The organism is Pseudomonas sp. MWU12-2319 (assembly GCF_023242525.1).
Lineage (GTDB): Bacteria > Pseudomonadota > Gammaproteobacteria > Pseudomonadales > Pseudomonadaceae > Aquipseudomonas > Aquipseudomonas gingeri_D.
On the sequence record NZ_JALJES010000011.1, the window covers coordinates 220,172 to 240,321 of the forward strand.

A 20,150-nucleotide genomic window follows, 5' to 3' on the forward strand; every position below is an offset into this window, starting at 1 on the left:
GTAGATCAGCCGCCGCTCCATGGCCCGATAACCTGACGCTTTCCACGGCGTATCAGGAAGGACAGGCCATGAACCGATCAGTTGAACCAGGCACCGCTGTCGACCCGGGGGATGAGCCTCCGCCTCCCGCCGAGGTCGACGATCCCTTGTTGGCGGGGTTCATGCAGCGCGACGGCGACCTGCTGCACAGCGAGGAAAGCTGGGCGCGACAGCAGGTCGTCGAGCAACTGGCGATTTCGTTCAAGGCGGCCATGGGGCCGCTGCATGAAGCCGAACAGCGCACCTGGCTGGGCTGCTATCGCCGGTTGATGGAGGCCCGGGCGACCCTCGACGAGGAGAGCCACAAGGTGGTCGACACCTTCGAAAAGGCCGGTCTGGCCAAGCTGCGCGAACGCCTGCGGGAAGCCTCGGGCCTGGACCTCGACCCGCAGACCACCTATCTGCACACCGTGATCGATTCGGCGGCGGCTGTCCGGCAACCCGTGGCTGAAGGCCCGCCGGTGCAGGTGGAGTCGTTCGAGCGGCGCATCGGCACGGTCACGGTCTCGACCATGACCTTGTGGCAGGCCGCCTGCCTGAATTTCGCCTTCTCCGATTCCAGCTACGCCAACCTCAAGCGGCGCTGGATTTCCTTCGACAAAAAAGTCGATATCTCCGATCGACGCTGGCTGCTGGCGACGGAGGTGTTTGTCCGGATCGTCCGCGAGCTCAATCTGGGCGCCGTGCTCAAGCCCCATGTGGCGCGAGCCATGGCCGTGGAAGGGCGGTTGTATCAGTCGATACTGGCGTTTGCTCATGCGCAGATTCACTTTGCGCTGTACGACGCGGCCCGCCAGCCGACTCTCACCGGCCTGAGCTACGGCGCCTTCGTCGCCTTGCGGGACGAACTGGCGACGGCGCGTCCCCGACTCAAGGGCGCCTATGTCGCGCTGCGCCTGACCGGCGGCCTGCAGGCGCGCCTGGACCGGGTGCTGGAGTCCGTCGAAAGCGCGTTGCTGCATCTGTTCGAGGTCGAGCACGAGCCCCTGCAACTGATCTACCTGCCCCTGCAAGTCTTCGAGGTGTCGGGCCAGTCGGGTCTTTACAGCTATTGCGTCGACCGTCCCGGGGGAGCCTTGCGTTACCACGATTCAAGAGCGGCGTTCGAGCAGGACTTCAAGGCGCAACTGGAAAAAGACAGCAGCAGCGGGCAATTGGGCTGGTTGATCTCGTCGCTGGCGTTCAAGCAGCAGCATCAGTTCTGGCAGTGGCTCAAGGATCACCCCAAGCCCAGGCGCCTCACCTGGATGTCGACCTTCGAGGACCTCTACAAGTGGATCTGGTCGGGGGGCGGGGTTGAGGACCTGGCTTTCGCGTATGGCGATACGCTTGCCGATTTCAGCCCCGGCCAGGCCTTGGCCGAGTTCTATGCCTGGCGTTTTCGCTTGAATACCGAAGCGATCGCGGTCTCCAAGACCGAACACGATCTGCAAGCCGTCAAGGAGGGCTTCCTCGAAGTCATGCACCTGCTGCTCAATGTCCTGATGTTGCCGGTGCCGGGCGGTTTCGGGATCCTGGGGCGGATACTCGCGGTGACCATGTTCGCCCAGTTGGGCGTGGAATTGGCCGATGGCATCCTGGCGACTTTCCAGGGGCGCCCCAAGGCGCTGGGGCAAGCGCTGGCCAGCGTCGGCATGGCGATCCTGACCGGGGCGGCGCTCGGTTATGCCGGACAGGTCCTGGAGCGGCGGCTGCAGGCCTTGTCCCTGGAGGTCGGACGTTGGCGCAAGGTGACGGCGGCCCAGGGCCCGCCCCGGCTGTGGAAGGTCGACCTGAGCGGCTATGGGGTTTCCGTGCGAGGGCTGCGGGAACGCTTTGTCGCCGATGAGCGCGGGCTTTTCGAGGAGGGCGGGGTACTGTTCGGCGAGGTGCGCGAGCCCGGCGGACCGATTCAGGTCAGGTTGGAATACGATGCCGTGCTCAAGCGTTATGTGGCGGTTGCGCCCGACCCGTCGGGATTTCGTCCGGCCATGCGCTATGACCGGCAAGAACGATGCTGGAAGCCGGACCTGGATGACAGCCATACCCTGGGCGATGCCCGTTGGCTGGAACGGATGATGGTCCAGGGGAATGCCGAACAGGCCGAGACGCTGTTGACCATCAGCGGTGTTCGCCGTGAGGCGCTGGAAGAAGTCTGGGCGGGCGGGTTGCCGCCGGCATCGCTGGTCGAGGCCGAGCGCCGCCGACAGATCGACGCGGGCCTCGATGCCTTGATCGGCAGCCGTGATGCGCGGCTGAGCTTGCCGGCGGATGCCGAGCGTGTGCTGTTCTGCCTGCTGCCACGCTTGTCCGATTGGCCCGAAACCACCGGGTTGTTTATCCATGGGCCCGGGGGCGAGTTGTTGGCGGTCCATGGCCGGCAGGCGCGGCCGGCCGACTTCGAGCACCGGGTGGCGATTCGGCACCTGGAAGAGGGCGGGTATATCGAGCAGCCGGCCGATCCACTGCTGCTTTCCGACGGTCTCGCCCATGAAGAGGGGGTACAGGCACTGATCCTCGGCCTGTTGCCCGACGGTTGCCCGCTCAAGGGCGACTTCCAGCCCTTTGTCCGTCGCCAGTGGAACAAGGCGATACGCCAGCAGGTCAACGCCCTGGCCCGGCTTGAACGCCAGGCGTTGTTCGAGATGCTTGTCGCCCACGACGGCATGGACCGCTCCGCCTCGCTGGCACCCGCCCGCCATTACCTGTCGCTGGTCGCGCCGTCCCTGCCGTCGCTGGTGCTCAAGCTCCACGCCTTGTACCCCGCGCTGTCGCTGGCGCGCATCGCCGAATATCTACGGCGTATGCCCTTGGAGCCGCTTCAGCGCCAACGGCTGCTGGAGCACGGCGAATTATCCGGCACCCATGCCCGGGCATTGGCCGATGCGCAAGCCATGACCCGCCTGGGTCGTGCGCTGGACGGAATCCATCAGGCTCGCTCGTTCCACCGCGATACCGATCAATGGTTGCAACTGGCCGGTGAGTTGCTGGTCCGGGAACAACTGGGAACGGCCCTGTGTCCACGGGTCAGCACCAGCCCGACCCACGACAGCTTCTATCTCGCCCTGGCGGCGCTGTTCAAACCCCATGAGCTGAGCCAGTTGGGTGTCACTTCGGCGACCGATGTGAAGGCCCTGCAAACCCTGCTCGCCAATGTCCTGGAGCGCCGGCGGGCGGCTGACGGGCGTATCTTGCTGCCGATCGAGCATTACCGGGAGGCGGTCGCCCTGCCGTCGACCCTGATCCCCGACGCCGCCGGTCTCTATCGCCAGGGCGACAACACCTACCTGTCGCTTGAGGGCGGCCTTTATCGCATTGAAAACACGGGGTTGCCCGAGGATTGGCGAATCAACCCCGCCGATCTGCCGGGGGCCTATACACCGCGCCTGGAACATAACGACGCCAGTGCCTGGTGGCACGAGTTCGAAGACCCGCTGGAGTGGGAGGGGCCGACGGCGTTTCGTCGCCTGGGTGGGCAGGCGGCATCGTTTTCCGAGACGGTCGCGCGGCAGATACTGGCGGTGAGCGATACCTCCGACAGCCTGTTGCGCCAGACGATTTTCTGCAATCAACGACCTCCGGCCTTCCTGCTGTCGGTCATGCAGCGCTTCAGGGATTACCTGGATATCGAGCGGAATATCGCCTCGCTGACCTGGCGCTCGGCGGAACTGCCGGCGTTGTTCAAAACGGCGCTCAATGGTCTCGGCTCCGCGGATGATCTGTGGCTGGCCCTCGATCCGGGCTTGTCGGGAAACCAGTTGGTCGGCTACCTGCTGCGTCGCCTGGCGAGTGATCCGCGACGGGTCAGGCAGGCGCTGGCCGATGGTCTGTCCGGCCAGCGCGGCCAAGCGGCGAAACCTTTGCCGAGACTGCTGGAACAGGTTTTTGCCGACCTGCCTGGCGGGGTGGCCGAGGAGATACTGGAGCACAGCGAATCATGGCAACGTCAGCTGATCACCGACTCGCGACGCATACCGCTGGCGTTGGCCGAAGAGGCCCACTGGTGGTGCGAGGAAGCTCTCCTGGGCCGGGCCCTCATGGGTTTGAGCCCCGACGGCTTGAGCAATGCCCATAGCGATCAGGTCTTGTTGGTGGTACTCAAGGCCCTGCCGGGTTGGCCGGAGCAGGCGCGGATCGAAATCCGCGAGACGGGCGTCGACGGTCCGCTGCTGGACAGCAGCGGCAGCGCCGATATCGACAAGCGACGCGTAGTGGTCAAGCGGCCCGACGGTTATGAGTCGTTTATCGTCGAGGGCGAGCAGGTTTCCCGACAGGGCACGGCGCAAAGCGACCTGCTGCTGGCCTTGTCCCGCGTGGTCCAGGATCTGCCCGCCCGCTTGCCCTGGGGAGGCGCGCAAGGACCGGAGGCGCTGTTGAAAAACCTGATCAGCCAGCAGGCGATTCGCCAGCGCGCCGAACTGCGCCAACGGCTCGGCTTGCGTCCCGCTCCGCCCTGGGCCTCACTGCCGCGCCGTCTGGTGCGCCAGCGCAGCGGTCAGATTGGCCTCGCGCTGAGCGGGCGCGGCCGAAGCCTGCCAGGGGTGGAGCTGTTTGGCCGGTTGAAAAAACTCTATCGCGGTGCCACCAATCAGGAGTTGTTCGACCTGCTGCGCGCGGCAGGTAGCACCAGCGCGGAGCAACGGCGGGCGGTCGAGGCGTTGGAGCGCGACTACATCACGTTGAAAAACGAGCTGGTGACCTGGGTCGATGCCCCACGCGGCGCGGACGGAATGGCATGGGACGTGAACTTCAGGATGCGCATGGCCATGGCGTCGCGGATCAGGCGTTGCTGGCGCTGGGAAAGCCGCAATCTGCTGGGCGGCCTGTTGCTGCTCGAAGGCTTTGCGGTCGAGCAGATGCCCAGGCTCAGTGTGTCGTTCAGGCACGTTACCCAACTGCTGGTGCGCGACATGAACCTTGAGATCAGCTATGTGAATGCGTTCCTGAGCGCGTTTCCTGCCTTGAAGCACCTGCGCCTGTATGGCGCCGGCCTCAAGCGTCTGCCCCCTGAGATTGGCCAGATGAAGGCGCTGGAAGAACTCGACCTGGAGGAAAACCAGATTGTCCTGACCGAGCCTGCGGCCTTGCAACTGGTCGGGCTGAAAAGCTTGAAAATACTGAACTTGCGCGGGAATCCACTGAAGCTGCTCCCCGATTTCGGTGCCCTGTCCGACTTGCAGTCACTGAACCTGAGCCGGACCGGCATGGATTCATGGCCCTCGGGTACGGTCTTTCTCAAGAGCCTGGCCTACATGAACCTGGCCCATAACCGGATCCGCCAGGTACCCGATACCCTGCTCTCGGCTCCGCGGCTGCTCAAGCGTGGCGTGCATCTGGAGGGTAATCCGCTGGAGCAGGACGCGCTGGCCAAACTATCGGTCGATGCTCGCAAACAAAAGGGCGAGGGCATTACCTTCGGGCTGTCCATCGCCGAGCTTTCAGGGCCTGTCGGTATCGAAGCCTGGGGCTCGGCCGTGGAGCGTAGCGATGAGCAGAACTGGATCTGGCAACGGCTCAGGGATGATCCGGACGCCGATGCATTCTTCGACTTCCTGGAGCAATTGAGTGCCTTGGCGACCTTCTATGATCCGCAGTTTTCCGCTGTGCGCAGAGATCTGACGCAACGTGTCTGGCGGGTGCTCGAGGCGATAGCCGAAAGCGCGGATTTTTGCGAACAGCTGTTTATCCGGCAACTGGTGTTGACGGCCGAGGGGACGGGCAGGTTGCGGGTGTTCAACGAACTGGAGTTCGCGGTGCTCTGCCGCCAGGCCTTGAACGAGGTCGACAAGGCCACGGCCCAGGCCCGGCTGCTGCGCTTGCTCAAAGGCAAGTTCCGCTTGCAGGTGCTCTGGAACAAGGTCGCCGATCTGGGTGTTTACCGGGCTTATTGGGAGCTGTTGGCCGAGCGGCTGGAATTGCCCGACCTGTTCAACGGACGTTTCTATAAGGAGCAGGTGATGTTGAGCGATGCTCAGCTCGAGGTCATGGTCCAGCATGTCCGGCGGATGGAAACGGCGGCGGAGCCGGCGGGCCTGCATCGTTACCTGAAGTCGGACATTGCCTGGCGCAGGTTTCTGGAGCGGGCCTACCGGGAGGATTTCCAATCGTTGCCCGAGCCGGAGCGTAACGCGCGGATCGACACGCTGACGATCAGTGCCCTGAGTGACACGACCCCTGTCGTATTTAGTTAGAACCGTTGCCCGGGGAGGGAGCGCTAGGCTGGGCTTTTCCAGCAATGAAAAGAGCAACCATGGACGCTTCCCACCCCCTTCCCGACCCCGCTGTCGAGCTTGAGACCCAATCGCTCATTGAAGAGCAACAAGGCTTTGTGCACTCACGCAAGAGTTGGCGATTCGCGGACATCGGCAATCATCTGCAGTCCGTTTCCGCCGCGGCGATGGGGCCCCTGAACGAGGTCGAGCGGCTGACCTATGCCAGCGCGTTTCGCTACCTCGGCAAAATGACCGAGGCTGTCGAAGCCGAGAATCGCAAGCTCGGCAGCGCCTTCGAGCAGGACGGGCTCAAGCGTTTGCGTGAAGCCTTGCGCGAAAGCACCGGGCGCGACCTGGACCCCCGCAAGACCTACATCCATACCCTGCACATGGAGTTCAAGGAGAGCGGTTGGGTACCCGGCCAACGCAACAAGCGGGCCTACGACTCCAACGCACCGCTGGCCCATGTCTACAGTTTGTCGCTCTGGCAGGCGGCCTGCCTCAACTTCGGCTTCGGCGATCTGTTCAGCTCCAACCAGGTGCGTGCCAGCTGGATCAACGAGCGGCCCGGCCCCGGCTATCGATGGGGCTTCCCGCCCCATGAAATCAACCAGGTCAGCATGATGCCGATCCACGACTTCGTGAGCATCGCCCGCGACCTGGATTTCGGGCGCGATCTCAAGGCGCGCGTGGACAAGGCGCTGGGCGAGGGGGGCGTGCTGGGCCAGCACCTGGAGCAGATGGCCTGGGCCGAGATCCTGTTCCATCCCTACGAGGCCTATCGCAATGGCGCCGCCACCGGGGTCACCAACGCGCCCTTCACTGTCCTGCGCCATGCTTTATGGAGCGCGCCGGACAGCGTGACGGTGAATGCCGTATCGATCCGGCTCCCGGACAACGAAGTCGTGGCCATTCTGAAAAAGGTCAACCTCTCCTATCAACTGGGCAAGGCGCTTTTTGGCGAGAGCGACGTGATCTCCAGTTTTCTCGAGCTGCCGTTGTTCACCTTCGAAATCGAGCGGTTCGACGGTGTTTTCAGTTACTACCCGAACCGCCTGGGCGGGGCGTTGCGTTATCACTGCGACAGGTCAACGTTCGAGACCGAGTTCAAGCAGCAGCTCAAGGACGACAATGGGCAAAAGCGCCTCAACTGGTTCCTGGCGCCATTGAGCATCAAGCAGCAGGCCGTGGTGCGCGATATCGTCACCGAGCATCCACGCCCGGAAGGGCTGAACGCCGTGACCGGCGGGCTCTACGATGCCTTCCATTGGGCTTTTCCGGCGCCGCTGCTCGAAACACTCCAGTGGAAGTACCTGGAGCTGACGACCACGCCCGCGCAGGCATTGAGAGACTACTACCGACAACGTGACCAGCAGAACCTCAACGAACTGGCGGTCGAACGCTCGGTTCAGGATTGGCGCGCATTTATCGAAGGTGCCAGTGCGGTCCTCGATGAAGTGCTCGGCCTGTTGCTGTTGCCGGTGCCGGGCGGGCTGCGCGGCATGGGGCGGGTGGTGCAGATCGCCCTGTTCGGGAGCCTGGGCTACAACTTTATCCAGGGCCTGACGGAAGCGGCGAAAGGGCGTCCGGAGCAACTGGCCCAGTCGGTCATCGATATCGGCAATCTGTTGATCAGCGCGGGCCTTCATCGCAACGCGGTGAAGTGGTCGATGCGCCGTCACCGCGAACTGCAGCGTTGCCTGGGTGCCGTGCACCGGGTCCAGGTGGCGGGCAAGCATACCCTCTGGGCTTCCCGGCTGGACCGTTATGTCAGCGTGAAAATCGGTCTGCTGCATGGCGAAGCGGTGCGGGCCTCCGGGGTGATCGAACGGGAAGGCAAGCCATACGGCGAATTTCTGGTGGAGGGCGAACGGCGGGCATTCGAGCTGGCCCACGATCCCGTCTCCGGGCAATACACCCTGATGCATCCGGACCCCAACGTATTCCGCCCGGCGGTGAACTTCGACCAGGACCTGCAGCGTTGGCAACTGGCACTGGACAACCCCGAGCCGCCGACCCTGAGCCAACTGGGCGAGCGACTGCTGCCCGGCGGGCCCTTGACCGGCCAGGAGCTGACCCGCTTGAGCCGGATCAGCGGGAGCCGCTCGCACACCCTGCAGCGGGTCTGGGCGGGCGAGCCGGCGCCGGCCGCGCTGGTCGACACCATCAAGCGGCATAACACCGACCGCGCCCTGCAGGCCTTGAGCGCGCCATTGGTGTCGCGGCTGCCGTTGCCCGAGGAGGCGGATCGGGCACTGTTCTCGGCGCTGACGCAATTGCCGGATTGGCCGGACGAGCTGGCCCTGAGTATTCATGACCAGGAAGGCGCTCTGCTGGAGGCCTACGGGAAAAAAGACACCCTGGCCGAACATGACCTGCATGTTTCGATACGCCGTCTGGCGGATGGCGGGTATGTGGATCACGCTGCGCCGGAGGCCATCGCCGATCACGATCTGGGGCCGGTGGGGTTGATTCTTGGGTTGTTGCCGAGCGATGCGGCGATAAGCCGGCCCGTTGCGCCCAACCAGGCGTTTTCGAGCAGGGCCGTTATCCTCAGGCGGCGGGTGGTTGATCTTGTCATTCGTGAAAGAGTCCACTTGTTCGAAGCCCTGAGCCGTTATCCGGGGCGGCTGAAGTCCGAGCGGTCGGAGTTGGCGCCGGATCTGCGCAGGTTTCTTCCGGTGGCGAGCACGCCGCGACCGGCGTTGCTCGAACAGACCTTGACCTTGCATCCGGACCTGTCCCCCGCGCGGGTTGCCGAGTGGTGGCGCAACCAGCCATTGTCGAGCGCCGAACGGGCCGGGTTCGTGACCTCGGGCCTGTTGTCCGAAGGCCCTCGCCATGGGCTCGCGCAAGCAGCCAGAAGCCTGAGCCTGGAGCGGGCGCTCGATGGCATCTATCACCGCCGGGCCTGGAATGCGTCGACGGATGCCTGGGCCCGTGAAGGCATGGCGGCGCTGCTCGGGCAAAAACTCGGGATGACCCTGGAGATTACCGAGGTCCGGCCGGGGCAACCCGTGGCGCCGGTGGCCGCCGACCCGGCGGGCAGGCAGGTGCTGCTGCGCCATCACGGGCAGGGACGTTATGCGGTATTCGATACGCTCAGCCAGGATGAGCGCCCGGTCCCGGCGGGCGATGACAACTTCTACAAGGCGTTCAACCGCGCGTTGAACCGTGATGATCAGATCCGCCTGGGGATCAACGATGCGACAGCGGACAATGCCGGGCGATTGCGCCGCGACGCGGGGGACGCCCTGACGGACCGGCGCACCGAGGACGGTGATATACGGCCCTGGAACGATTCGGCGCTCGCCTACCGGCAACCCGTCGACCTGCCTGCCGAGCTGGAACCCGATTCGCTGGGGCTGTATCGCTGGCAGGACAAGACCTGGCTGCCCCTGGATGACGGGGTGTTCGAGGTCGACCGGCATCCGGTTTTCGACGACTGGGGCATCGAGCATCCGCGCTTGCCCGGAGCTTACCGGCTTGAGCTGGAGCACAACGGCGCCGGTGCCTGGTGGCATGAGCAGGAGCAGCCGCTGGAATGGGAAGGGCTGAAGCTGTTCCGGCGGCTGGGTGAGCGGGCGGCGGCGCAATCCGATGAGCTGGCGCGACAACTGATGGCGATCTGTGATGTCAGCGAGAACCAGTTGCGCAAGGTGCATGTGACCCGTTCGCGGGCGCCGGGCCTGCTGATGGATACGCTGCAGCGGGTGGACAGTCATGTGCGAGTCAGTGACAGCCTCGATCGGCTGGGTAGCACCGGCCAGCTCGACAAGGTGCTGAGCCGGGCGCTCGAACAGTTGAACGATCAGGAGCGCCTCGCACTCTTCGGTGACAGCGAACGGGATGAAGCGAGCCGTGTGCAGGCGCTGGGTGAAAAAAACCGCGAGGACACCCAGGCACTCAAGAGCCTGCTGGGCAATGCGCTTCAGCGCGCCCGGGCGCCTGACAGCGATCCGTCGACCGCGCTGATTCGTCGGCTTTTCCCCAGCCTGCCGGAGCCGCTGGCCCGGGAGATCGTCGAGCAGGCCGATGACCCGCAGATCCGCGAGATGGAAACCGGCAAGCTGCCCCTGGCGCTGGGGCAAGAGGCGCGTTGGTGGATTCAGGATGTCCGGCTCGCTCGGGCGCTGGAAGGGTTTCAGGTCGACAGCTTGATCAATGGCGACAACGACCGGCTGGCCTTGCATCTGCTCGAACATCTGCCGGGATGGCCGGCCGACCTGCGTATCGAGATCCGCGAGACCTCGGCCTCGGGGACGCTGCTCGACAGCCTGGGCAGTGCCGATGCGTCCCAGCGGGCAGTGATCGTCAAGTCCGCCGAAGGCTACGCGCCTGCCGCCGGTCAGGGTCGTGGCCTGCGTCCGGTGAGTCGCAACCTGATTCCCTCGATAGTGGCCGCGTTGCCGGAGCCCGCGCGCAGGGCGCTGGTCCCCAGCGGGTTTGCCAGCCAGTTGCGGCGAGACCTGGCCGGTGCGGCGGTCGCTGACCGTGGGCGGGCGAAGCGCTTGTTGGGCATGCGCCCCGAGATCCCCGGTTTCGTGCCGCCCCGGCGTCTGGCCGACGGCCGGGTCGGCTATGAACTGAGTGGTGGTGAAGGGCGGCACAATCGGCAATTGAAGCGTTTCAGAGGCCTGTATTCGGGCTATTCCTATGCCGAAGCATCTCGACAGTTGGCGTTGCTGGGGGAGGATTTCGCCAGTCGTGACGGGGTGATCCGTCAACGGGTTCGGGAGCTGGACGCACTCCGAGGCGATCTCAAGCGCTGGCGCCAGACGAGGTATAACGCTGAATCACGGGCGCATTTGTATCAGTTCGCCAAACGCATCAAGCAGTGTTGGCGCCGGGAAACCTTGCGCGCCCCCGCGCAAAACAGTGGAGAAGCCGGTTACCTACTGAACCTGGACCGCCTGGAGGTCAGTCGCTTTCCGTTGTTTCCCCGAGTGGCCGATTTTTCCCACGTCACGCGCTTGTCGATGCGCAGCATGAAAATCGAGGCGCCGGTGTTTCTCGACCAGTTCCTGCGTCAGTTCGTGTCGTTGCAGGAACTGGATCTGTCCCACAATCGGCTGTCCGATTTTCCTGTATTGGAAGGCTCGATGCGCGAGTTGCGCCGGCTCAAGCTGGCGCATAACCGCATTGCCTTTCCCCGGGGCGGTCATCGGCGCCTGGCCGGCATGAGCGAACTGGTCCAGCTGGACCTGAGTGACAATCCGCTGGGGTATCCACCCGATCTCGACGAGCTGCATTTGCTGAGAAAGCTGGATCTGCACAATACCCGGATAGAAACCTTGCCTGAGGGGATCGAGCAGCTGCGCCAACTGGTCTTTGCCGACTTGAGCAACAACCGCATTCGGGATATTTCGGGACGGGTCTTCACCGGGTTCGCGGCCGCCAGGGCCGAGAATGCTGAACCGGTAGCGGTGACGCTGACCAACAACCCGCTTTCAGGCAATACGCGGCGGCGCCTTCAATACTTCAAACTGAGTCATCCCTCTAGCCGTTTCGGTTTTGATGTGCCGGAAGTGGAGGGGCTCGATCTGTGGCTGGGGGGGCATTCGGAAGGCCTCGACGAGGCGCTTACGCAGGCCTGGCGGAGCTTGTCCGACGCCTCGGGGGAGGAGTTCCTGGTTTTTTTCAGGGAATTGGCCAAGCTTCCCGAGTTGTATCTGGAGAGCAAGGATGCGATTCGCGACGACCTGGTCAGGCATATGGAGTACCTCCTCTCTTTGGGCGCACAGGACCGGGAGTTGCGCACCCGGTTATTCGATATCGTTCACTACGGTGGGCTGGGGGACTCGACGGCCTTTGAGATTTTCCGGCAGATGGAGTTGGAGGCGTTTTATGCGTTCGCGCGCCGTCAGACCGAGGTGAGTGAGACGGAGCTGGGGGTCTTTGTTCTGGCCCGGGGAGAGTTCCGCTTTTTCACCTTGCACAATGAGGTGTACAGACAGAACGTCCAGTATCCGGAGGAGCGTTTTCGGGGGTACGTCTCCGAGCTCGGCGATCTGCACCTGCCGCCGCTGTTTCTTGACGACGTGGCGCCGAGGGCCGTTGATCCAAGGGCGGTCGAGTCCATGCGCCTGCTCGTCCTGCACGTCGAAACCGAACAAGGGCTGGATAATATATTGATGGGCAACCGTCACTGGCAGACGTTCCTGAAGAACAGCCATATCAGCGAGCACGACCGGCTCTTTGGCGAGTTCTTCGACTATGAACCGTTGGAAGGCGAGACCACGCAGGACTACAAGAACCGTGGCGAAGCGTTGCAGCGTGAGTACCTGAAGCGGCGTGAAAACTGGCTGCGAATCCTCACGCGCCAGGCCTTGCCCAGGCTTTTCCGGGTAGACCTCGACGCCCGGCAGGATTAGCCGGGCCCGGTGTTCGCTCAGCCTTTCCAGACCTGGGGATTGACCAGGTCGCGCGGGCGCTCGCCCAACAAGGCGCTGCGCAGGTTGGCCAGCGCCCGATTGGCCATGGCTTCGCGGGTTTCGTGGGTGGCGGAGCCGATATGCGGCAGGGTCACGGCGTTCTTCAGTTGGAACAACGGCGACTCGGCCAGGGGTTCCTTCTCGTAGACGTCCAGGCCGGCGCCGCGAAGGGTGCCGTTTTGCAGGGCCTGGATCAGTGCCGGTTCGTCCACCACCGGACCCCGGGAAATGTTCACCAGGATCGCGTCCGACTTCATCAGGCCCAGTTCGCGATGGCTGATCAGGTGACGGGTCTTGTCGCTCAGGGGCACCACCAGCACCACGAAGTCGGACTCGGCCAGCAGCGCGTCGAGGCTGCGGAACTGGGCGCCGAGTTGCTGTTCGAGTTCCGGCTTGCGGCTGTTGCCGCTGTAGAGGATCGGCATATTGAAACCGAGGTGACCACGGCGGGCCACGGCGGCGCCGATATTGCCCATGCCGACGATGCCCAGGGTCTTGCCGTGCACATCACCGCCGAACAGGGCCGGGCCGACACTGGCTTGCCATTGCCCGGCCTTGGTCCAGGCGTCCAGCTCGGCGACCCGGCGGGCGCTGCTCATCAGCAGGGCGAAGCCCAGGTCGGCGGTGCTTTCGGTGAGCACGTCGGGGGTGTTGGTGAGCATGATCCCGCGTTCGTTGAAGTAGGCCACGTCATAGTTGTCGTAGCCGACCGAGACGCTGGAGACCACTTCGAGCTTGGCGGCGTTTTCCAACTGGGCGCGCCCGAGCTTGCGGCCGACGCCGATCAGGCCGTGGGCATGGGGCAGGGCTTCGTCGAACTGAGCGTTGAGATCACCGAGCTTGGGATCGGGGACAATCACTTCGAAGTCTTGGCGCAGGTGCTCGACCATGGCGGGGGTGACGCGGCTGAAGGCGAGTACGGTCTTTTTCATCGCAGGGCTCATCGAACGGCGGGAATGCCAAGCACGCTATCATTTTTCGTCGGATTTGTGCGGTGGATTCTGACTTTGTAGGAGCGAGCTTGCTCGCGATGGTGGTCCAGACACCGCGGGGTATCAGATGCCCCGCGTTATCGTTGACGCCCATCGCGAGCAAGCTCGCTCCTACAACAACATTCAGTTGGCGATACGCACGTTTTTCAACTCATACGCCGCCAACTCGGCCTGATGGCCCGCGAGGATTTCCGGCAATGTACTGCGCAAGTGCTCGACCCAGGTCTTGATCTTGGCATCCAGGTACTGGCGCGACGGATAGATCGCATACACATTCAGCTCCTGGGACCGATAGCTGGGCATCATCCGCACCAGGCTTCCATTGCGCAGCCCCTCGATCGCCGCATACACCGGCAACACCCCAACCCCCATGCCGCTGGTGATCGCCGCCTTCATCGCATCGGCGGAGTTGACCAGAAACGGCGAGGTCGCAATGTTCACCACTTCCTGACCATCCGGACCATCGAAGGCCCAGCGGTCCAGGGCGATCACCGGACTCACCAGGCGCAAACAGGCATGGTTGAGCAGGTCGCTGGGCCGCTGCGCGCAGCCGTTGGCTTTGACATAGGCCGGCGAGGCACAGACGATGCTGTAGGTGATCCCCAGGCGCTGCGAGACAAACCCCGAATCCGGCAACTCGCTGGCCAGCACGATGGACACGTCATACCCCTCGTCGAGCAGGTCCGGCACGCGGTTGGCCAGGGTCAGGTCGAAGGTCACGTCCGGATGGGTCTTGCGATAACGGGCAATCGCATCGATCACGAAATGCTGGCCGACCCCGGTCATCGAGTGCACTTTCAACTGCCCGGCCGGGCGCGCATGGGCGTCACTGGCCTCGGCCTCGGCTTCCTCGACATAGGCCAGGATCTGCGCGCAACGCAGCAGATAACGCTTGCCGGCCTCGGTCAGGGCGATACGCCGGGTGGTACGGTTGAGCAGGCGGGTTTGCAGGTGGGCCTCAAGAGCCGAGACCGCGCGCGAGACGTTGGCCGTCGTGGTGTCCAGTTGCACGGCGGCGGCGGTGAAACTGCCGGCTTCGGCCACGCAACTGAAGGCGCGCATATTTTGCAAAGTGTCCATGGAAGGCTCTCTGGGGTGACGGTAAATTGTGACACGAAGTAACAGGGTGATGGGCATACGACCAAGGGATTATCGCGCTAACGGTAACAAAGCTTCACAGAAAGGCCATCTTATCGTCTGACAGGCTGCCCTCTAGAATTGCCCCGACCTGTGTGCACCCTCCAATCTCAAGAACACCCCCATAACTGTAGGAGCAGGGCTTGCCCGCGAAGCTTTTGGCGGCCTCAAGTGCCCCTTCGCGGGCAAGCCCTGCTCCTACAGGACGGCGTTGTGACCAATCCCGTGCTCACAGAAAACCGCTTTTCTCCCCACCCCAGGAATTTGCAGCAGTGCCGCGTCGCATCAGCAGAGAGCTGAAGACTCTCAGTGTTTGGGCTTTATCCTTGGCTATCAGCGGCTGCATCGGCACCGGAGGTATTGCTCCACAGGGTCAGGCCCTGGCCGCCAATACCCTGCTGACCGACCAGGCGATCCAGGGCGCCGAGCGCGACGCGCACTGGCCGGCCGCGCAGTGGTGGAAAGCCTATGGCGACCGCCAACTCGACCAGTGGATCGACCGCGCCGTGCAGGGCAGTCCGAGCCTGGCCATGGCCGCCGCCCGCGTGCGCCAGGCCCGGGCCATGGCCGGGTTGGCCGAGTCCGCCGAGTCGCTGCAGATCAAGGGCGACGCCGCGCTCAAACGGCATAACTGGGCCAACGATCAGTTCTACGGCCCCGGCGAGTTGGCGAGCACCACCACCTGGGACAACAATGCCGGGCTGGGCCTGAGCTATTCCCTGGACCTTTGGGGTCGCGAAAGCAACGCCAGCGAACGGGCCGTGGACCTCGCCCATATGAGCGTCGCCGAAGCACGCCAGGCCCGGCTCGAATTGCAGAACAGCATCGTCCACGCCTATATCCAGCTGTCATTGCACTACGCCGAGCGCGATATCGTCGAAGCCACCCTCAAGCAGCAGATGCAGATTCTCGACCTGGCGCAAAAACGCCTGAACGGCGGCATCGGCACCCATTTCGAAGTCAGCCAGGCCGAGACACCGCTGCCGGAAACCCATCGCCAGCTCGATGCGCTGGACGAAGAGATCGCCCTGAGCCGCAACCAGCTGGCCGCCCTGGCTGGCGTCGGTCCAGGGGAGGGTGCGCAGCTGCAACGCCCGTCGCTGTCCCTGCACACCGCGTTGAAACTGCCCTCGGCACTGCCCGCGCAATTGCTCGGCCAGCGCCCGGACGTGGTCGCCAGTCGCTGGCAAGTGGCGGCCCAGGCCCGTGGCATCGATGTCGCCCACGCCGGCTTCTATCCCAACATCGACCTGGTCGGCAACCTCGGCTACATGGCCACCGGCGGCGGCCCGCTGGCGTTTCTCACCGGCAAGAAATTCAACTATGGCGTCGGCCCGGCGGTGTCCCTGCCGATCTTCGACGGCGGCCGCCTGCGCGCCGAACTGGGCGAAGCGGCGGCGGGTTATGACCTCGCCGTGGCGAAATACAACCAGACCCTGGTCAACGCCCTCAAGGGCATTTCCGACCAGTTGATCCGCCGCGAGTCCCTGGACAAGCAGCAGGTGTTCGCCGCCCAGTCCGTGGCCTCGGCGCAGAAAACCTACGACATCGCCATGGTCGCCTACCAACGCGGCCTGACCGACTACCTCAATGTGCTCAACGCCCAGACCCTGCTGTTCCACCAGCAGCAGGTCGAACAGCAGGTCCAGGCGGCGCGCCTGAGTGCCCATGCCGAACTGGTCACCGAACTGGGTGGCGGATTGGGCGCGGGCAACGACGTACCGGCCGAGAACCGCACCGTGGCGAACAAACCTCCGGCCGTGCTGGCCGCCTTCGATCATTGAGAACCGCGTCATGACTCCCTTGCCCGCCCCGGTGCGCTGGCTGTACTCCCTGGAATGGCGTCGCGGCTTCTTTGACTGGGCCCGTAGCGACGGCGTGACCTGGATCTATATCTTCAAGGTCCTGGCCGCCGCCTTCCTCACTCTGTGGCTGGCGATGCGCCTGGAACTGCCGCAGCCGCGCACCGCGATGATCACCGTGTTTATCGTGATGCAGCCGCAGAGCGGCCATGTGTTTGCCAAGAGTTTCTACCGCTTCCTCGGCACCCTGGCCGGGTCGGCGGTGATGGTCGCGCTGATCGCCCTGTTCGCCCAGTACACCGAACTGTTTATCGGCGCGCTGGCGATCTGGGTCGGGCTTTGCTCGGCCGGCGCGCAACGCAACCGCAACTTCCGCGCCTACGGTTTTGTCCTGGCTGGCTACACCGCCGCGATGGTCGGCCTGCCGGCCCTGGCCCATCCGGAAGGGGCCTTTATGGCGGCGGTATGGCGGGTACTGGAAATCTCCCTGGGGATTGTCTGCTCGACCTTCGTCAGCGCCGCGATCCTGCCGCAGACCTCCAGTGCGGCCATGCGCAATGCGCTCTATCAACGCTTCGGCGTGTTTGCCGGATTTGTCAGCGCCGGCTTGCGCGGTCCCCATGCCAGCGCGGCGTTTGAAAGCGCCAATATCGGTTTTATCGCCCAGGCGGTGGGGCTTGAGGGCCTGCGCAGTGTCACGGTGTTCGAAGACCCGCACATGCGTCGACGCAATGGCCGGCTCAATCGCCTGAACAGCGAATTCATGACCCTGACCACCCGTTTCAACGCCCTGCACCAGTTGCTCGAACGCCTGCGCAGCCGGGATCGGACGCAGGTGCTGGCGGCCATCGAACCGGGTTTTCCGGGACTGGGCGAACTGCTCGACGATTTTGCCGGACGCGCCCTGACCGACGCCGATGCCCAGCGCCTGGCGAGCCGCCTGGCCGATTACAAACTGGGGTTGCCGGAGCAGGTACGCAGCCTGCGGGCGAGTTTCCTGCAAAGCGAACCGAGCGAAGCCGACCTGCTGGATTTCCACACCGCGTATGAACTGCTTTATCGCTTCGTCGAGGAACTGCACAGCTACGCCCTGACCCATGCCTCCCTGGCCGATCACCACCACGAACGCGAACAGTGGGACGAGCCTTATGTACCGAAAACCAACTGGCTGGCGGCCTCGGCCTCGGGGATTCGCGCTGCCTTCGTGCTGATCGTGCTCGGCAGCTACTGGGTGGCAACCGCCTGGCCGAGCGGGGCGACCATGACCCTGGTCGCCGCGGCCACGGTCGGCCTGGCGGCGGCCACGCCGAACCCCAAGCGCATGGCGTTCCAGATGGCCTGTGGCACCTTGCTCGGGGCGTTGATCGGTTTTGTCGAGATGTTCTTCGTCTTCCCCTACATCGACGGCTTCGCGCTGCTGTGCCTGACGCTTGCGCCGGTGATCGTGCTCGGCGCCTTCCTGGCCTCGCGCCCGGCGTACGCGGGTGTCGGCCTGGGCCTGCTGATCTTTTTCAGCATCGGTTCGGTGCCGGACAACCTGACGATCTACAACCCCTATGCCTTTATCAACGACTACATCGGCATGGTCATTGGCATGCTGGTGTGCGCGGCGGCGGGGGCGATCATCCTGCCGCCCAACAGCCGCTGGCTATGGCGGCGGCTGGAGCAGGACCTGCGCGAACAGGTGGTGTTCGCCATCAGCGGCAAGCTCAAGGGCCTCGGGTCGACCTTTGAAAGCGGCACCCGCGACCTGCTGCACCAGGCCTATGGCCTGGCCGTCCGGCAGCCGAAAGTGCAGAGCCAACTGTTGCGCTGGATGTTCGTGGTGCTGGAAGTCGGCCACGCCATTATCGAGCTGCGCAAGGAACAGGCGATCCTGCCGGTGCACCCGGCCTATGCCGAATCGCAGCCGTGGCGCCAGTCGATCCGGGTCATGGGGCGGGCGCTGATGCGCCTGTTTATCCAGCCCAACGCGAGCAACCTGGAGCGCGCCCTGGTGGCGGTGGACCACGCTATCAGCCGGGTCCAGTCCACCGACGAACCCTTTGCCCGGCACTTCGACACCTCGGCGCTGCGCCGGGTGCAGAGCTACCTGCACTTTATCCGCACCTCGTTGCTGGACCCGCAATCCCCGTTGGCCGACCTGAGACTCTCTCATGCCCCGTGAAATCGCTTTCCACGGCGTCTATATGCCGACCATGACCCTGATGTTCCTGATCGCGGCCGGGCTTGGTTGGGCGCTGGACCGTTTTATCGCCAGCCATGACCTGTACCGTTTTTTCTGGCATCCGGCGCTGTTGCGCCTGAGCCTGTTCTGCTGCTTGTTCGGCGCCTTGGCGCTCACTGTCTACCGTTGAGAACGACCTGATGAAAAAGCTTTTCAGCCTGATCGCCACCTTGCTGGTCCTGGCCCTGGCGATCTGGATCGGCCGGGTCCTGTGGGTCCAGTACATGGAAACCCCCTGGACCCGCGATGGCCGGGTACGCGCGGATATCATCAACGTCGCGGCGGACGTCACCGGTGAAGTGGTGGAGGTGCCGGTGCGGGATAACCAGGTGGTGAAAAAGGGCGACTTGCTGATGCGCATCGACCCCGAGCACTACCGGATTGCGGTCAAGCAGGCGCAGTCGCTGGTGGACTCGCGCAAGGCCACCTGGGAGATGCGCAAGCTCAACGCTCATCGCCGCGCCGACCTGGACAACCTGGTGATCTCCAAGGAAAGCCGCGACGACGCCAGCAACACCGCCGACGCGGCCCTGGCCGACTATCAGCAGGCCCAGGCGCAGCTGGAGGCGGCGCAGTTGAACCTGGCGCGCACCGAAGTGCGGGCGGCGGTGGACGGTTACGTCACCAACCTCAATGTGCACCGTGGCGACTATGCGCGGATCGGCGAGGCGAAGATGGCGGTGGTCGATATGAACTCGTTCTGGGTGTATGGCTTCTTCGAAGAGACCAAGTTGCCGCATCTCCAGGTGGGTGATCCGGCGGATATGCAACTGATGAGCGGCCAGGTACTCAAGGGGCATGTGGAGAGTATCTCGCGGGGGATCTATGACCGTGACAACCCTGAGAGCCGCGAGCTGATCGCGGATGTGAACCCGACGTTCAACTGGGTGCGCCTGGCCCAGCGGGTGCCGGTGCGGATTCATATCGACCAGGTGCCGGACGGGGTGCTGTTGGCGGCGGGGATTACCTGCACGGTGATCGTCAAGCCGGCGGGAGCCTGAAGATCTCTAAAAGCTTCGCGGGCAAGCACCGCTCCCACAGGTTCTCAGTCGTATGCAGTATTCAGGTACGACTTAAAACTGTGGGAGCGGTGCTTGCCCGCGAAGAGGTCCTCCAGAGCGCTAAAAGCTTTGGGGTTAACCTCGAACAGCAAGACAACTCGCTTTCCCTTGAGTGAAATTTCCTAGAAAATCCTGGGCGCTTGTTTGTGCCTGATTGCGCGACTAGGCTTGATTTCGTCACTGCCAATTCAGTGACCGGGTTTAGCAGCTCGTCGTGTAACTAGGCGCACAGCGCCACCTTCAGCAAGGCGCTTTTTTTCGGCCCTG

Annotated in this window: 8 protein-coding genes; 6 read left to right on the top strand and 2 right to left on the bottom strand. The window is 63.9% G+C overall.

The features are described 5' to 3' along the window. The first annotated feature begins 68 nt into the window (after nt 1-68). Both M5C01_RS19400 and M5C01_RS19405 read left to right on the top strand, forming a co-directional pair. Nucleotides 69-6,209, top strand: a complete 6,141-nt coding sequence (locus tag M5C01_RS19400; protein ID WP_152740011.1) for an NEL-type E3 ubiquitin ligase domain-containing protein — start codon at nt 69-71, stop codon at nt 6,207-6,209. A 59-nt stretch (nt 6,210-6,268) separates the two neighbouring features. Further along, on the top strand, nt 6,269-12,604 hold the full coding sequence (locus tag M5C01_RS19405; protein WP_152740010.1) for an NEL-type E3 ubiquitin ligase domain-containing protein: 6,336 nt from the start codon (nt 6,269-6,271) through the stop codon (nt 12,602-12,604). Between the two features lie 17 nt (nt 12,605-12,621). Here M5C01_RS19405 and M5C01_RS19410 read toward each other — a convergent pair whose 3' ends face one another. Then, entirely contained in the window at nt 12,622-13,596 is a 975-nt protein-coding gene (locus M5C01_RS19410; protein WP_103496597.1) for a D-glycerate dehydrogenase, read from the bottom strand. 183 nt (nt 13,597-13,779) lie between these two features. Beyond that, nucleotides 13,780-14,736, bottom strand: a complete 957-nt coding sequence (locus M5C01_RS19415; RefSeq protein WP_152740008.1) for a LysR family transcriptional regulator — start codon at nt 14,734-14,736, stop codon at nt 13,780-13,782. A 329-nt stretch (nt 14,737-15,065) separates the two neighbouring features. Between M5C01_RS19415 and M5C01_RS19420 the strand changes: the two genes are divergently transcribed. The 4 genes from M5C01_RS19420 to M5C01_RS19435 are packed head-to-tail and all read left to right on the top strand — an operon-like array spanning nt 15,066 to nt 19,823. After that, nucleotides 15,066-16,577, top strand: a complete 1,512-nt coding sequence (locus M5C01_RS19420) for an efflux transporter outer membrane subunit (RefSeq protein WP_103498500.1) — start codon at nt 15,066-15,068, stop codon at nt 16,575-16,577. A 10-nt stretch (nt 16,578-16,587) separates the two neighbouring features. Continuing rightward, entirely contained in the window at nt 16,588-18,762 is a 2,175-nt protein-coding gene (locus M5C01_RS19425; protein WP_152740007.1) for an FUSC family protein, read from the top strand. Continuing rightward, nucleotides 18,752-18,952, top strand: coding sequence for a DUF1656 domain-containing protein (locus M5C01_RS19430; protein ID WP_040064387.1), 201 nt, complete (start codon nt 18,752-18,754; stop codon nt 18,950-18,952). Before M5C01_RS19425 ends, M5C01_RS19430 begins: the two co-directional genes overlap by 11 nt. Before the next feature lie 10 nt (nt 18,953-18,962). Then, nucleotides 18,963-19,823, top strand: a complete 861-nt coding sequence (locus M5C01_RS19435) for an HlyD family secretion protein (RefSeq protein WP_152740006.1) — start codon at nt 18,963-18,965, stop codon at nt 19,821-19,823. Nucleotides 19,824-20,150: the final 327 nt, after the last annotated feature.